Consider the following 15,681-nt stretch of genomic DNA (forward strand, 5'->3'; position numbering starts at 1 on the left):
GCGGAGCTCCTCGCCAACGCCTTCGACGAAGTGCGTAGGGTGGGCAAAGGCGCGCGTCCGACGCATTTGGTTTGATCCGCGATGCAACGCGCGCCGTGCCCACCATCATATACGTGCGGCCTTGCCGCTTGCGGATCTAGCTCCCTCCAATGACCAAGGTAGACGACGCCAAGGCAAACGGGCGCGATCGTCACGAACCGAAAAGCAGCATGGACGCTCGTTCCCACGGTAGCACGGACCGCGCAGCCGAGGCCCGCGTCTGCTTGCGCGTCCCGGCGCGCTCCATCCGCGCGATCGCTAAGCGAACGATTTCTGGATCTTCGCCGGCCGCCTCGTTGAGCCAGACAATGATATTGCCGTTGTTCAGTCGCTGGTAGACGGACCGTGCATCGACGTCCCAATTGGCGCGGCCATAATAGCCCGGGCCATCGTACTCCTTCAGCCATCCAATCCAGTGATCCCTGTGCGTCTCGTAACCGCCCTTCGACAGCTTGTCAGATTGCGGCGTCGTCGCTGGCAGCCGTTTGACGGCGCGAAGCAACTCGGGGATCTCGAACGATCGGAACTCGAACAGCAACCAGGCCAGCCGCTCCCAAGGCAGGATCTGGCGGACAATCTTCGCCAGCATTTGTGGATGATCGGCGCCGGGGCGGATAGCGCGTAGCGCCTGTTCGATCAGCTCCGGGTCGACGCCAGCCGCTTCGTTCAGCCAGATGATGGCGGGGCCGCTGTTCAGGTGTTGATAGACGAAGCGCGCGTCACGGTCCCAGTCCGAGCGGTTGTAATAGCCGGGCCCGTCATAGCCATCCAGCCAGCCGAGCCAGCTTTCCCGGAGCTCACGGTCGGTGCTTCCGAACTCGCGGTTCGTCTGCCGCGCGGTTCCTTTCAGGTTCTCGATGGCTTCGCGAAGCCTCTTGATCGAATAGGAGCGCATGGCAAGTTTCTCAAGCCTTCGCAGAACGGGAGGCCACTGCGCGGCGGCCGCGTGGCTGCCGGGGCTCTGTCGCCGCCGCCGCGCGCTGCGCGCGGATACGCTCCAGCAGGACGCTGGCGGGCTCGTCGTTCGGGTCCTGCGGCACCAGCTCGCCCTTGAACGCCTTGGTCAGGATCGCCGCCTCCAGCCGGTCGAGCAGCGCGCGGGCGCGCGCCACTTCGGCTTCGAGGCGGTCGGCATGTGAGAGCGCTTTCTTGATCCGTGCAACGATTTCCTTCTGTTCCTCGATTGGAGGAAGCGCAATGTGGAAGGCCCGTATCTCGGGGAAATAGATCGTTGTGTGAGTCGATCCCATTCCGAAACGGCGGATGTCTTCGCCTTCGGCCATCAGGGCGTACATCAGATAGTCGGGCAGCAACGCCTCAGTGCAGGTCCAGGTCGCGAAATCCTGGCTGGTGGCCATGCTCTTTGCCATGATTGTCACATATCCAACCGATGCCGTTCGCGACAAGCAAACGGTGCCCGGCGGAAGCAGGCGCGCCGACGAATTGTTCAAGCCGGCCTGTGAGATCGTTTGTATCGTTGATTCGATATGCCGGCCGTGATGAGCGCCTGCATCGCGAATGCCGATCCAGGCTATACCCCCGTCCCAATAGGACGGCTCGGATCGGCTCGGTGTGTGTCCGGTTTCCTGCTTTGCGACCCGCAAAAGTGACACCCATTTCCAGCCTTCCGGAAGGGAGGTGCCGGGATCATTGACTGACAATCCGGCCGTGCCGGGAATGATCTTGTCGGTCGCATCGCGTCCGCCGCGGCCTTGCTGCGGAGCAGGAACATCACGGAGCATCTGTTCTGTCGAATCGAAGCCAGCGTTGTCGCTTCGCCAGTCCGCGGTGAACCTTCCTGTAACACCAGAGCGCAAGATGGAGGTCTTCTGACGTTCGAGAAGTTTCGGCACCCGATCCAGCTCCGCCCGCGCGCGGGCCAAGCGCGCGAACAGCGCATCCAGCTTGGCGACGATGCGGCGCTGTTCGGCCGCAGGAGGCAATTCCACAGCTATTCGTTGAAGCGCCACCTGCGGTAGGTGCTTGATTGTTGTTCCTGTCAAGAATTCTGAAAATTTGTGTTTGACTGCGAAGTGTCGAATATAGTTAGCAACATAGTCCGGCTGTATCTCGTCAAGAACGCGCACCCTGTGAAGTGCCTTCTGAAAGATCAGCTTGCGCTTGCCTTGATGCCACACGGCGCATCGGCCGGGTTCTCCGCCCTCGCAGATAAAAATGTCACCATTTCTGATTTCTAGATCAGACAACTCTGTCGGTGATGCTCGCATTTCCAAGAGATCAGATAGATCAAACGCTCCCCAACGAACATTAATATTTCGCAGGTACGGAACCGACTCTCCTTTGTTCTTTGCTGCATCCAACATTTTTCCAAGTTTTGTATCGGCGAACGCGGAGATCGTCGATCGAGCCCACCCAATCGGCAAAGTCACTCCGCCGCCTCCTCAACGTCGGTGGACAAGGTCGCCTCAATGCTCAGTTGCTCCGATAGCGCTTTGATCTCCTCCAGTGCGGCCGATAAATGAACTTCGATTGCTGCCGCAATATCCTCCGGTGCTTCGAGCCCGTCCTCGGCAGCACCGCTCTCGTCCTTCAACCAAGTGATATCGAGATTATCGCCACGCCCTGCGATCTCGGCACGCGTGAAACGGCGGAAACGCCCCTGTTCGCCCTGATCTTTCCGCTTGGCGCGACCGTAAGCATCGTCACCAAACGAGGCGACGAAATCGCCGAAATCCGACAGCTTCAGTGGATTGGTCTTGCCATAGGCCGGCGCGCTGGAGCGCATGTCGTAGATCCAGACCGCCTCTGTGGCATCTTTCGCAGGAGCCTCCTCCGTGCTCCGGGCGAAAAATAGCACGTTGGTTTTGACGCCCTGCGCGTAGAAAATGCCGGTCGGCAGCCGCAGGATGGTGTGCAGATCGCACCAGTTCATCAGGCGCTGGCGGAGCTGCTTGCCCTTGCCGTCGTCGAACAGCACGTTGTCGGGCACGACGATCGCCGCGCGGCCGCCGGGCTTGAGCGCGCGGATGCAGTGCTCGACGAAGGGGAGCTGGTAGGACGAGACACGGTCGGTGATGGTGAGGTCGTCGCGCGTCGGCGGGCCGCCGGCCGGGCCGAATGGCGGATTGGTCAGGATCAGGTCGGCGTTCTTGAATTGCGGCTCTGCGCCCCGCGGCGACAGCGTGTCTCCGAGAGCGAGATACTCCGGATCGATCTTGTGCAGATGAAGATTCATCAACAGCAGGCGGTAAGTATCCTGCACGTTCTCGATGCCGCGCAGCGCCTGGCGGAGCTGGAACGCTGCCTTGCGTGGGTTATCCGCCAAGTCGTGATAGTCGTCGTTGGCTGCACGCATCATGTGATCAGCGGCAATCAGGAAGCCGCCGGTGCCGGCGGCCGGGTCCTGGATCACTTCCCCGATCTGCGGCTGCATCAGCCGGACCATCACCTCGATCAGCACGCGCGGGGTGAAATACTGGCCGGCGCCGCGCTTGGTCTCCTCGGCCATCTTCTGGAGCAGGCCCTCATAGGTGTCGCCGAAGGCATCGCGTTCCTTGCTGAACCAGTGCAGGCCGTCGATGGCGTCAATCAGCCGGCGCAGATTGACCGGCTCGCGTATGACTGTTGCGGCGTTCTGGAAGATGGCAACCACGGAGAGGTCGGCCCCATTCTTCGGGTCGCCGAGATCGATCAGCGCCTGCCGGTAGCGCTGGAGCACCTCGGTCTCCGGCGCCGACTTCAGCGCGCCCCAGCGATATTGTTCCGGGATGCGGCTCTCGTCCTTCTGCTCCGAGGCCATCTTCAGGAACAGGAGATAGGTCAGCTCGGTGACGTATTGCTGGTAGGTGACGCCGTCCTTGCGCAGCATCGCGCATAGCCGCCACAGCTTGTTGACGAGATCGGTTGCTGGATTCATGTCCGTTCCATCTCAGGCGACGTGGTGGTCCCAGATCGCGCCGTTGAGGTCCTTCAGGATGTCACCTAGCCCGTGATCGAAGGCCTGATCAATCACCTCGAAGCCACCATGCTGTGCAAACAGCGGATCGGCGAGGAGGGCGGGGTCGCCGACCGGCTGCGCCTTCAGCGAACGGCCGATCCGCTCGAGCCAGCGCCTTTGCGTCGCCGTCCAGGGCCGGCTGGCGAGAATGCGCTGAACGCCGTTCTCGACGCGGGTGGCGTAGGGCACCAGGGGATCGCCGAGCGCGGCCTGGCGCACGAAGCCGATGATGTGGGCGGCGATGTCGGCGTTGCGCGCCCGGCCATAGGCCTGGCGCAGATTGGCTTCGGAGAAGCCGTTGGCGTCGAGCAGGACGGCGAGTTCCTTCAGCTCCTTGCGGGTCAGCTCGCGCGGCTTCTGGGTTGCGGCGATCAGCGCCGGCGCCACGTTCATGTTGGCCTTCACGAAGGTCTCGAAACTCTCGATATAGTCGGCCGGGCTGGCGCGGCCGCCGAAATCGTCCTCGACGCTGACCAGCTCGTCCGGATGCTCGGAAATGTAAGTGCCGTCGCGCGGGCGGTTCGGGCTGGAATTGTCGAGAATTCCGGCGAGCAGCGGGTGCTGCCTGAACAGCGCCAGCGTCTCGCCCGGCGGCGCGTCGCGCAGCCGGTCGGGCAGCGCGGCCAGCGGGCCGAGCACGGTCTCCAGGGTCTCTCGCTCAGGACCTTCGATGTATTTCAGCCGCTGGCGCAGCTTGACCACGATCTGGTCGCGGACGAAGGCGCGGTCCTCCTCGGTCGCGGCACGTTCGAGGTCGCCGACGAGGGTTGCGAACGACAGCGCGGGGTTGACCACCACCGGCCGCATGTCGCTGAAATCCTGGAGGTTGGCGTAGATGTCGACCGCGTCGAAGATGCGGAAATACTCCTTGCCGATCTCGTCGCAGCGCCGCGTGGCGCGGCCGATCATCTGGTCGTAGAGGATGCGGCTGTTGACGCGGCGGACGAACACGAGGTTGGTGATGGCGGGCACGTCGATGCCGGTGGTGAGCAGGTCGACGGTGACGACGTATTTCGGCCGGGGATCGTTCTTGAACGCCTTGATGCGGTCCAGCGGCTTGTCGATGCGTCCGGTGATCTTCTCGACCAGATCGTGCGGCTGCGGGCCGTATTCCTCGGCCAGCGCATCCTGAAGCGCCTTGACCAGCGTGTCGGCGTGATCGTCGCGGCTGGCGAAGATCAGCGTCTTGCCGCGCTCGCTCGGCGGACATTCGCGCGCAATCGCATCGGCGACAGCCCGGTTGAAGGGGCGGGTCAGCACCTTCTTGTTGAACTCGGCGACCTCGAAATTGACCTGGTCGTCGAGATTGAACAGGTCGATCTGGCCGGTGCGGGGATCGATGATGTTGACGTCCTCGCCGGCCTCGAAGCTGATGCCGGTCTGGCTCAGCGCCGTGGTGATGCGCCGCGGCGGCCGGTGGTCGATCAGGTAGCCGTCGATGACGGCCTGCCGGTAGCCGTAGTGGAACACGGCCGCGCCGAAGATCTCGCGGGTGTGCAATGCCGGCGTCGCGGTCAGAGCGATCTTGGTCGCGTCGAAATAGTCGAGCACGCGGCGATAGGCGGATAGATAGTCCTCGAGATTGCGGAAGCCGAGATCGTCCTCGCGCAGCTCGGCATCGAGCGTATAGCCGCGATGCGCCTCGTCGACGATGATGAGGTCATAGGTGCCGGGCGTCGGCCTGGTGACGTCGGGGTCGTCGAAGACGCGGCGGATCATCGCCTGCACGGTGGCGACCTGGACACGGTCGGTGGCCTCGGGAAACTTCTTGGTGAGATCGGCGACCGGGAACACCTGGTCGAACTTCAGGAAGCCGGCCGTGTCGGTCGTGCTCATCGCATCCAGCGTCTGCCGCCCGAGCGCATTGCGGTCGACCAGGAACAGGATGCGGCGGAAGCGCTTCCGCCGCAGCAGCTCGTACATCAGGGCGATGGCGAGCCGGGTCTTGCCGGTGCCCGTCGCCATCGCCAGCAGGATGTTCTTCTGGCCCGCGGCGATGGCGGTCTCCACCGCCGTGATGGCATCTGTCTGATACGGCCGCAGGCCGGTGACGCCGAGCTCGCGCTCGGCCAGCGCATCGAAATCCTCGGTCTGCTCCAGCCGTTCGGTGAGGTCGCGCGGCGCGAACCATTCCGGCAGCGCGCGGGGATTCCCGCCGGTCGGGCGCGCATCCCAGAACCAGATTCCCGACTTGGTCTCGAACTGCTTCACATAGGGCCGGCCATTGGTGACGAACAGGAACGGCACCCGGAAGCGATCCAGCCCCTGCGGCCACGGGCTGCCCGGAAGGGTCTCGTCCGGCAGCAGGCGGATGTCGCGGGCGTAGCGCTTGGCCTGGCCGAGCCGGCCGGGCACGTCGGCGATGCCCCGCTTGGCCTCGATCACGCCGACGCAGCGGCCGTCGATGAACAGGGCGTAGTCGACCGGGCCGCTGTCGGTCGGCCATTCGGCGATGGCGATCGCCAGCCCCGGCTGCGGGCGTGTTCCTGCGGCGTGCCGCAGCGTCGGGGTGTCGACGGTCCAGCCGGCCGCGCGGAGCTGCTCGTCGATCAAGAGCCGCGTCGTCGCCTCGTCGAGTTCGACCTGTTGCGCCTGCCGGTTGGCGAGTTGCGCCAGCAGATCGAGCTGCTGCGGGGATGCTGCTTCCGCCGCAGCCTGGGCCGCCTTCAGCGCGGCTTCGGTCTTGCGCAGCCCGGCCTCGGTCTCGGCGGCGTAGGTCTCCCAGAACTCCTTGTCCTGCCGGATGGCGTCGGCCTCGGACAGTGCCTTCAGCCGCGCCTCCTCGGCATCACGCAGCTTGAGCCGCGCCTTGGCTGCTTCGTCGGAGCTGGCGCCGACCTGCTTGCGCAACTCCTCCAGCTCGGCCGTGAGCGCGGCCGTGGCATCGACCGGCGGCCGCGGCGGCACGAACGGTCCGGCCTTGAAGTTCGGCTTGCCGCCATAGCTCTGGTAGAACCAGACTGCGGCGCTGCGCGCGATCTTAAGCGCGAACAGCGCATTCGCCGGCGTGCCGACGTCCTCGTGGACCGCCTCATTGCCGAGCCGCTTCAGGTTGAACAGGAGATCGGCGATTTCGCGCGGCAGGATCGCGCGCAGCCGCAAGGTGCGTAGCACCTCGTCGAAACTGACGTTGCTGGACGGCAGCAGGCCGTGGCGGGCGGCGACCTCCTTGGCGAGGAATTCGGCGAGCTGCCGCAGCTTGATCAGTGTGGAGGGGGCGTCATCGACGAAATAGCGTTCAGCGAGCGCGCCGAGCCTGGCCAGCCGCTCGTCCTGGCCGCTCAGAAAATCGAAATTGCTGGATGCCCCCATCGCGGCCAAATCGTCTCATCGAAATACCGCTCAATCCTTGGTCGCAAAAGACGAATTTGTCTAGCCGTTTCAAGCTGATTTGCCCTGTCCAGATCTTCTGCAAAAAAGAAACCGCTTGCGCCGTCGGGCAAATCAGGTGGAGACTTCCGCCCGTCCCGCCTCATTGAAGAGGGGCGCTTTCGCGAACGTCACGATGCGTTGAGGTGGGATGCGATGGCCGCAGCGGGCGCAGCGTGTTCGACACGCCGACGTACGCCATGCCGCGGACGGTGAAGTCGCAAGGTCCTGGCCTCCCGACGCTGAGGTCCGCGCAACGCGCGTCATGCGCGCGTTGTCGCCACGGTGGCAAACCAGCCGGTCACCGGGGAGACTGCGTATAATCCGTAAAGCCGTCGCGCAGGGAGGGCCGGGTCGTCCGGCTGACCTGTGGTTCTGCCGCGTGCTTGTTTGCTGCACGCGGACCGCAGGCCTCAGCCGAGGCCTGGCCTTCCCTGCGCCCTCTGCTTCAAGAGGGTGTCCCGATGAGCACAGCTCGGACGCGAAACGCGCCGCGAGAACGCTGGCGCTCAGCCGCGTGGGCTGTTTGACAATTACATCAGAAGAACAGGTCTTCGCCGTCATCTCGCAAACGACCGCGACGGCGCCACGTGCAGCGCATAGGCATCGGCCGCCGCGCTCACGCGCGGATACAACTCTGTCACCAGCGGATCATGCCCTGGGATGAATCGATCCGGATGCCCGGCGAGGCGCTCGATGATCTCCCAGCCCTGGATCATGTCGCCGATGTTGAGCACGATCGGAAACGGGCTGCGGCGCTGCAGGTTGGCGTAGTAATGCGCGGCGTCGGAGGCGAGCACGACCGGGCCGCGCGCGGTGTCGACGCACACCACCTGCAGCCCGTCGGAATGGCCGCCGACCCGGTGCACGGTGACGCCCGGCGCGACCTCGCCGTCGCCGTTGTGGAAGGTGACGCGTTCGCCATAGACGTGGCGCACCATCGTGGTGACATGCTCGACCGTGAACGGGTAGCGCAGCATGCCGTTGCACATGCAGCGTCCGGTCGCATAGGCCATCTCGCGCTCCTGCAGGTGAAAGCGCGCGTTCGGGAAGCGGTCGAGATTGCCGGCGTGATCGTAGTGCAGATGGGTCACGATGATGTCGCGGATGTCGGCCGCCGCGACGCCGAAGGAAGCGAGCGCATCGATCGGATCGCGCGTGAGGGTGCGATGGCGGATCTCGGCCTCCGCGGCATTGAAGCCGGTGTCGACCAGGATGTCGCGCCCGTCACGGCGGATCAGCCACACGAAATAGTCGAGGTCCTGCGCCGTGCTGTCGTGCGGATCGGGCTGCAGGAAGTTCATGTGCGGCGTGCGCGGCGACATCGTCGCGTAGCGCAGCGCGTAGATCTCGGCGGCGTTCCCCATGATGGCCTTCTCGTTGGTTGGGCACGGCCACCATCGAGCCATCGGCACGGATCGAGGTCAATCGCATCGACGCCAATCGCGGTGGCGGTCGAACCGGACGGTGCGCTGCCGCGACACAGCGTGAGGCATCTCACATTGCAGGACATCGGGATCGTTGCATGGTCCGCTCGTGTCATGGCCCGCAGCTCGCAAGAGGCTCCTGCGGGCGGTCGCCGCCTCAGACGATTCGTCAACCTCTGCAAGCGGTTGACGTGCCGTCACGGCGATTTGATAATGCCTGACGCGTGGGATATGGTCGCCGCGGCGCAAGCTGGACGGCGCCTGATTGCTGACCGCTGGACCGCCATCGTGATGACTTTCCGCCTGCTGTTGCCGCTCGGCCTGATGTTCTCCGTCGCGTTCTCGGCCGTTGTCTCCTGGCCCGCGCACGCGGCCGGCGACCGCTTCGCCCTGGTGATCGGCAATGCGAAATATCCGGATGCTGACGCGCCGCTCAAGGAACCGGTCAACGATGCCCGCGATCTCACCGACGAGTTGAAGCGTGACGGTTTCAGCGTCGAGACGCTGGAAAATGCCGGCGGCGACGCGATGCGCCGCGGCCTCGATCGGCTCTATGGCAAGATCAAGCCGGGCTCGGTGGCGCTGCTGTTCTTCTCCGGCTACGGCATCCAGTCGAGCCGGCAGAGCTACATGATCCCGGTCGATGCGCAGATCTGGCAGGAGGCCGACGTGCGGCGCGACGGCATCGGCCTCGAGCAGGTGCTGCAGGAGATCAACAGCCGCGGCGCCGGCGTGAAGATCGCGCTGCTCGATGCCTCCCGGCGCAATCCCTATGAGCGCAGGTTCCGCACCGCCTCGGCCGGCCTCGCGCCGGTCATCGCACCGAGCGGTACTTTGGTGATGTACTCGGCGGCGCTGTCCGCTGTCGTGACGGATGGCGGGCGCGATCGCAGCCTGTTCGTGCAGGAGCTCCTGAAGGAGATCCGCGTTCCCGACCTCACCGCCGAGGAGACGCTGAACCGCACCCGCGTCGGCGTCACCCGCGCCTCGCGCAGCGAGCAGGTGCCGTGGATCTCGTCGTCGCTGGCGGAGGACTTCTCCTTCGTGCCGGGCAATGGCGTCAGGCCGCCGCCGGCCGAGAGCAATGCCGCGCCGGCGCCTGCACCTGTACCTGCGCCGACCCCGACGCAGGTCGTGGTGGCGCCGCCGGTGCCGTCACCGCTGCCGCCGGCTCCGCCCGCGCCGCAGCCGACGCCGGTGCAGAAGGTGGACACTCCGCCGCCAGCGCCGGTTGCTCCGGCGCCGCCGGCGCCCGCGCCATCTCCTGTGATCGCGAACGTGGCGCCCGCCGCGCCTGCTGCGCCCGCGGCCCCAGCAGCGCCCGCGCAGGATCCGTTCGCCGACGATCCGACGATCAAGAGCCTGAGCGCCAAGATCGCGGCCAATCCGGAGGATGCCGGCGCGCTGTACCGGCGCGGCCAGGTGTATGCGAGCAAGGGCGCCTACGCGCAAGCGATCCGCGATTTCGACGACACCATCCGAATCAATCCAAAGGACGTCGAGGCGCTCAACAACCGCTGCTGGGCGCGCACCGTCGTCGGCGAGCTGCAACCTGCGCTGCGCGACTGCAACGAGGCGCTGCGGCTGCGGCCGAATTTCGTGGACGCGCTCGATAGCCGCGGGCTGGTCAACCTCAAGAGCGGCGCGGTCAAGAACGCCATCGCCGATTTCGATGCGGCGCTGAAGATCAATCCGCGGCTGACGTCATCATTGTATGGCCGCGGTCTCGCCAAGCAGCGTAACGGCGCCGCGCAGGAGGGCGCGCTCGACATCGCCAACGCCAAGGCGATGGACCCCAACATCGTCCGCGAGTTCGAAGCCTACGGCGTGCGCTGATTTGTTGCGCGCGTCGGCCGGCCGGCTCGAACCATGCGGCAGGCCGGACCGACATAACAGCGAACAGCCGGGTGTCGCGCCGGGCGCGGCGGAGACCGGGACGATCAGTTCGCGTGAGGAGGGATTGGCAATGACCGCACCGAAAACGAATTCGACCATGACCGCCGGCCTGACGGCTCTCCTGGCCGCGACGGTCCTGAGCGCGGCCGCTTTGTTCGGCACGATGCCGGCTTTCGCGGCCGATGATGTCAGCGAGGATCAGATCGTCCGCGCCCTGGCCGGGCCGAAGAGGCCGCTGACCCGGGGACTGTCGATGTCGCCGCCGTCGGAGGCCACACCCGCGGTCGCGCCGGAGCAGGATAAGTTCCTGCAGAGCATTCGCGGCCGCTCGACGCGGTCGCTGTCCACTGCCGAGCGCGAGGAGATCGCGGCGGTCGCCAAGACCAAGCCGAACATCGACCTCGAGATCACCTTCGACTACAACTCCGCCAACATCAGCCAGAAGTCGCTGCCGTCGGTGCAGGCGCTCGGCCGGGCGCTGACCAACGCCGAGCTGAAAGGGTCGACCTTCGTCGTCGCCGGTCATACCGATGCCGCCGGTGGCGAGGCCTACAATCAGGATCTCTCCGAGCGCCGCGCCGATTCGATCAAGCGCTATCTGGTCGAGAAGTTCGGCATCGCCGGCGCCGACCTGGTGACGGTGGGCTATGGCAAGAGCAAGCTGAAGGATCCGAGCCAGCCGCTCGCCGAGGTGAATCGCCGCGTTCAGGTCGTCAACATGCAGAGCAAGACGGCGGCGGCCAAGTAGCGCCGCGTCCATCAAGCGCCGTCGGAGGTCGCGTGGCCGGAGATCGAGGTGGCCGGATGCGTCCCGCAGGATTGCGGGGCGCATCGCCTTGTCGGAGCGCCCCGTGCCAAATTCGCAGCATCCATAACCCGCATCTCGCGCCGACCGGATCACCCTGCCGATGAAGCTGCCAAAATCCCTCAAGTCCGCGGCCAGTGCGGTCGTCTTCGTGGCCCTGTTCGCCGGCTATTACTGGTATGAGCATCGTCCCCATCACACCGCCGAGGAGCCGCCGATGCAGGCCCAGGTGCTGGTGACCAAGGCGGTGAAGGCCTGCTTCTCAGATCTCGTGCGCGTCACCGGCTTCGTCGTGGCCCGCCGCGAGGCGGTGGTCGGCGCCGATCAGGAAGGCTCGCGGGTCATCGACGTTCTGGTCAAGGAGGGCGAAACCGTTACCGAGAACCAGGAGCTGGCGCGCCTGACGCCGTCACCGCCGCAGCCGGGAGCGCCGGCGGCGGCCGCGAACCGGCCGGTGTCGCTGCGTGCGCCGGCCGCAGGACTCGTCACCGAGGTCCGCACGATCGCCGGTGCGCCGGCCTCGCCGCAGGCCGGTCCGATGTTCCGCATCGCCGTGAACAACGAGCTGGAGCTCGACGCCGAAGTTCCGAGCGTTCATCTCCTGAAGCTCGGCACGGGCGCGCCGGTGCGCATCACTCGCGACAACCTACCCGACATTGTCGGCCGCCTGCGCGTGGTGGCGCCGCAGGTCGACCGGACCACCCAGCTGGGCCATGTGCGCATCGCGCTGACCAGCAATCCGTCGCTCAAGCCCGGCATGTTCGCGCGCGCTAATATCGATGCCCGGCGGAGCTGCGGCGTCGCCGTGCCCAATACGGCGATCGATCATCTCACCATCCAGGTCGTGAAGGGCAACACGATCGAGACCCGCCGGGTGCGGGTCGGCCTGGTGTCGGATACGGCGAGCGAGATCCTCGACGGGCTGACAGAGGGAGAAATCGTGGTGGCCGACGCCGGCAGCTCGCTGCACGATGGCGACCAGATCAAGACCATGTTTGCCGAAGACATCGATCGCACGCGGGTACGCTGATGGCACTGAACATTTCGGCATGGTCGATCAGGAACCCGCTGCCGTCGATCCTCTTCTCCATCATCCTGCTGATCCTGGGCTGGATGAGCTTCACCAAGCTCGCGGTCACCCGGCTGCCGAACGCCGACATTCCGGTGATCTCGGTCGCGGTGGCGCAGTTCGGCGCGGCGCCGTCGGAGCTTGAATCCCAGGTCACCAAGATCATCGAGGACGGCGTCTCCGGCGTCGAGGGCGCGCGCCACATCCAGTCGCTGATCACCGACGGCCTGTCGGTGACGACGATTACGTTCGCGCTCGAGACCAACACCGATCGCGCCATCAACGACGTCAAGGACGCCGTCACCCGGGTTCGTTCCGACCTGCCGCAGAACGTCACCGAGCCGCTGATCTCGCGCGTCGACAAGATCGGCCTGCCGATCGTCACCTATGCGGCGATCTCACCGGGCAAGACCCCGGAGCAGCTGTCGTTCTTCGTCGACGACGTCGTCAAGCGCGAGCTGCAGGGCGTGCGCGGCGTCAGCCAGGTCGAGCGCATCGGCGGCGTCGAGCGCGAGATTCTGGTCTCGCTCGATCCCGACCGGCTGCAGGCCATGGGTCTCACCGCCGTCAATGTCAGCCAGAGTCTGCGCGGCACCAATGTGGACGTCGCCGGCGGCCGCGCCGAGATCGGCAAGAACGACCAGGCGATCCGCACGCTTGCCGGCGCCAAGACGCTGAACGAGCTGTCCAACACGATGATTCCCTTGTTCGGCGGCGGCGAGGTCCGGCTCGCCGATCTCGGGACGGTCACCGACACGATTGCCGATCGGCGCACCTTTGCGCGCTTCAACGGCGAGCCGGTGGTCGCGCTCGGCATCAAGCGCGCCAAGGGCGCCAGCGACGTGGTCGTCGCCGCCGCGGTCCAGAAGCGCATCGACCAGGTCAGGGCCGCCCATCCCGATGTCGAGCTGAAGCTGATCGATACGTCGGTCGATTTCACCAAGGGCAATTACGAAGCGGCGATCTCGACCCTGTTCGAGGGCGCGATCTTGGCCGTCATCATCGTGCTCTTGTTCCTGCGCGACTTCAGGGCCACGGTGATCGCGGCGATCTCGCTGCCGCTGTCGATCTTTCCGGCCTTCTGGGCGATGGATATTCTCGGCTTCTCGCTGAACATGGTGTCGTTCCTGGCGATCACGTTGTCGACCGGTATTCTCGTCGACGACGCCATCGTCGAGATCGAGAACATCGTGCGCCACATGCGGATGGGGAAGTCGCCCTATCGCGCGGCGCTCGATGCCGCCGACGAGATCGGGCTCGCGGTCATCGCGATCAGCCTCACCATCATCGCGATCTTTGCGCCGGCGAGCTTCATGTCCGGCATCGCCGGACAGTTCTTCAAGCAGTTCGGCATCACCGTCTCGGTGCAGGTGTTCTTCTCGCTGCTGGCGGCGCGCTTCGTCACGCCGATGCTGGCGGCCTACTTCCTCAAGGACCACAAGCACGACGATCCGCCGCCGGGGTTCATCCTGCGTGCCTATCAGCGCATCGTGACGTGGTCGGTAAAGCACTACTTTGTCACGGTGCTGCTCGGCATCGGGATCTTCGCTGCCTCGATCTGGAGCACGACGCTGCTGTCGCAAGGGTTCTTGCCGGCGCAGGACGCGGCGCGATCGCTGCTCGCGATCGAGCTGCCGCCAGGCGCGCAGCTCGCCTACACCGAGAAGGTCACCGAGGACATCGTCGCGCGCCTGCGCAAGCGGCCCGAGGTCCGCAGCGTGTTCGTCGACGGCGGCCGGCTTCAGGGCGCGATGGAGGTTCGTCGCGCCGGAATGATCGTCAACTACACGCCGAAGACCGAGCGCAAGATTACCCAGAAAGAGCTCGAGCTCGAGATCACCAAGGATCTCGAAACCATTCCGGACATCCGTTTCTGGTTCACCGACGAAAATGGTCTGCGCCCGATCAAGCTGGTGCTGACGGGCTCGGATCCCAAGCTGGTCGACAACGTTGCGAGCGAGCTCGCCTCGCAGATGAAGCGGATTCCGATTATCTCCAACGTGGTGTCGGACACTTCGCTCGACCGGCCGGAGTTGCGGGTGCAGCCGCGCGCGGATCTGGCGGCACGTCTGGGCGTGTCGACCGAAAGCCTGTCGCAGACGATCCGCGTCGCCACGATCGGAGATGTTGGACCTGCGCTGGCGAAGTATGACGCCGGCGGCCGGCTGGTCCCGATCCGGGTGCAGCTCGAGGACGCGGCGCGCAGCGACGTGAAGATCCTCGAACAGTTGCGGGTGCCGCTCGGGCAGTACGGCGAAAAGGGCGGCGTGCCGCTGGCCGTCGTCGCCGACATCAAGCTCGACCAGGGCCCGACCAGCATCAGCCGCTACGATCGCGGGCGGCAGGCAACCGTCGCCGCCGACCTCGTCGGACTTGCGGCGCTCGGCGATGCAACCAAGCAGATCGACGAGCTGCCGGTCAGAAAGAGCATGCCGGCCAGCGTCAAGCTGATCCCGTCCGATGATGCCGAGAGCCTGAACGAGCTGGCGTCGGGCTTCATCACGGCGATCACGGCGGGCCTGATGATCGTCTACGCCGTGCTGGTGCTGCTGTTCGGCACCTTCCTGCAGCCGATCACGATCCTGTTCTCGCTGCCGCTGTCGATCGGCGGCGCGATCGCCGCGCTGATGCTGACGGGCAAGCAGCTCACCATCCCGGTCTATATCGGCATGATGATGCTGATGGGCATCGTCACCAAGAACGCGATCATGCTGGTGGAATTCGCGGTCGAGGCGATTCATGCCGGCGTCAGGCGTGATGAGGCGATCATCGATGCCGGCATGAAGCGGGCCCGTCCGATCGTGATGACCACGATCGCGATGGTCGCCGGCATGATGCCGAGCGCGCTCGCGGTCGGTGCCGGCGGCGAGTTCCGCTCGCCGATGGCGCTCGCCGTGATCGGCGGCCTGGTGTTCTCGACCGTGCTGTCGCTGTTGTTCGTGCCGGCGATGTTCCTGGTGATGGACGATGTCGGCGCGTTGTTCGCCCGCCTTGGCCGCAAGCTGATCGTCTCTTCCGGCGATGCCGCCGACGAGGCGCAGTCCGGCCATGGGTCGGAGCCGGCGCATCAGCCAAAGCCGCCGCCGGCGATGTCGCCGGCAGCGGAATGAGATGACGT

Annotated in this window: 9 protein-coding genes; 4 read left to right on the plus strand and 5 right to left on the minus strand. The window is 65.4% G+C overall.

The window, feature by feature from the left end; all coding sequences use genetic code 11:
* Positions 1-190 precede the first annotated feature (190 nt).
* From ACQR0U_RS11740 to ACQR0U_RS11760, 5 genes are all read right to left on the minus strand, one after another.
* On the minus strand, positions 191-934 hold the full coding sequence (locus ACQR0U_RS11740) for a hypothetical protein (RefSeq protein WP_316201951.1): 744 nt from the start codon (positions 932-934) through the stop codon (positions 191-193).
* A gap of 10 nt (positions 935-944) precedes the next feature.
* Positions 945-2,429 (minus strand): restriction endonuclease subunit S, encoded by a 1,485-nt coding sequence (locus ACQR0U_RS11745; protein ID WP_316201952.1) that lies wholly within the window; start codon positions 2,427-2,429, stop codon positions 945-947.
* Positions 2,426-3,916, minus strand: a complete 1,491-nt coding sequence (locus ACQR0U_RS11750) for an N-6 DNA methylase (protein WP_316201953.1) — start codon at positions 3,914-3,916, stop codon at positions 2,426-2,428. The genes ACQR0U_RS11745 and ACQR0U_RS11750 overlap by 4 nt, the downstream gene beginning before the upstream one ends.
* 12 nt (positions 3,917-3,928) lie before the next feature.
* Positions 3,929-7,309 carry a type I restriction-modification system endonuclease gene (gene hsdR / locus ACQR0U_RS11755; protein WP_316201954.1) on the minus strand — a complete coding sequence of 1,127 codons (3,381 nt, stop codon included), beginning with the start codon at positions 7,307-7,309 and terminating at the stop codon, positions 3,929-3,931.
* Positions 7,310-7,926: 617 nt separating this feature from the next.
* Positions 7,927-8,733 carry an N-acyl homoserine lactonase family protein gene (locus ACQR0U_RS11760; RefSeq protein WP_434843339.1) on the minus strand — a complete coding sequence of 269 codons (807 nt, stop codon included), beginning with the start codon at positions 8,731-8,733 and terminating at the stop codon, positions 7,927-7,929.
* A 351-nt stretch (positions 8,734-9,084) separates the two neighbouring features.
* On the opposite strand from ACQR0U_RS11760, the gene ACQR0U_RS11765 reads away from it, so the two are divergent.
* The 4 genes from ACQR0U_RS11765 to ACQR0U_RS11780 all read left to right on the plus strand — a co-directional run bounded on the left by ACQR0U_RS11765 (position 9,085) and on the right by ACQR0U_RS11780 (position 15,673).
* Positions 9,085-10,629 carry a caspase family protein gene (locus ACQR0U_RS11765; protein WP_434843358.1) on the plus strand — a complete coding sequence of 515 codons (1,545 nt, stop codon included), beginning with the start codon at positions 9,085-9,087 and terminating at the stop codon, positions 10,627-10,629.
* A 130-nt stretch (positions 10,630-10,759) separates the two neighbouring features.
* Positions 10,760-11,437, plus strand: coding sequence for an OmpA family protein (locus ACQR0U_RS11770; RefSeq protein WP_434843338.1), 678 nt, complete (start codon positions 10,760-10,762; stop codon positions 11,435-11,437).
* A 160-nt stretch (positions 11,438-11,597) separates the two neighbouring features.
* Positions 11,598-12,524: an efflux RND transporter periplasmic adaptor subunit gene (locus tag ACQR0U_RS11775; protein ID WP_434843337.1), complete on the plus strand. Its 927-nt coding sequence runs from the start codon at positions 11,598-11,600 to the stop codon at positions 12,522-12,524.
* Complete coding sequence (locus tag ACQR0U_RS11780; RefSeq protein ID WP_316173298.1) at positions 12,524-15,673, plus strand: efflux RND transporter permease subunit; 3,150 nt, start codon at positions 12,524-12,526, stop codon at positions 15,671-15,673. Before ACQR0U_RS11775 ends, ACQR0U_RS11780 begins: the two co-directional genes overlap by 1 nt.
* Positions 15,674-15,681 lie beyond the last annotated feature (8 nt).

It is taken from the genome of Bradyrhizobium sp. HKCCYLRH3097 (assembly GCF_051167875.1).
Lineage (GTDB): Bacteria > Pseudomonadota > Alphaproteobacteria > Rhizobiales > Xanthobacteraceae > Bradyrhizobium.

Bases quoted from the DNA above. Each gene is read 5' to 3' on its own strand.
- ACQR0U_RS11740 (WP_316201951.1), bottom strand. From the start codon at position 934: ATGCGCTCCTATTCGATCAAGAGGCTTCGCGAAGCCATCGAGAACCTG.
- ACQR0U_RS11750 (WP_316201953.1), bottom strand. From the start codon at position 3,916: ATGAATCCAGCAACCGATCTCGTCAACAAGCTGTGGCGGCTATGCGCG.
- hsdR (WP_316201954.1), bottom strand. From the start codon at position 7,309: ATGGGGGCATCCAGCAATTTCGATTTTCTGAGCGGCCAGGACGAGCGG.
- ACQR0U_RS11760 (WP_434843339.1), bottom strand. From the start codon at position 8,733: ATGGGGAACGCCGCCGAGATCTACGCGCTGCGCTACGCGACGATGTCG.
- ACQR0U_RS11765 (WP_434843358.1), top strand. From the start codon at position 9,085: ATGACTTTCCGCCTGCTGTTGCCGCTCGGCCTGATGTTCTCCGTCGCG.
- ACQR0U_RS11770 (WP_434843338.1), top strand. From the start codon at position 10,760: ATGACCGCACCGAAAACGAATTCGACCATGACCGCCGGCCTGACGGCT.
- ACQR0U_RS11775 (WP_434843337.1), top strand. From the start codon at position 11,598: ATGAAGCTGCCAAAATCCCTCAAGTCCGCGGCCAGTGCGGTCGTCTTC.
- ACQR0U_RS11780 (WP_316173298.1), top strand. From the start codon at position 12,524: ATGGCACTGAACATTTCGGCATGGTCGATCAGGAACCCGCTGCCGTCG.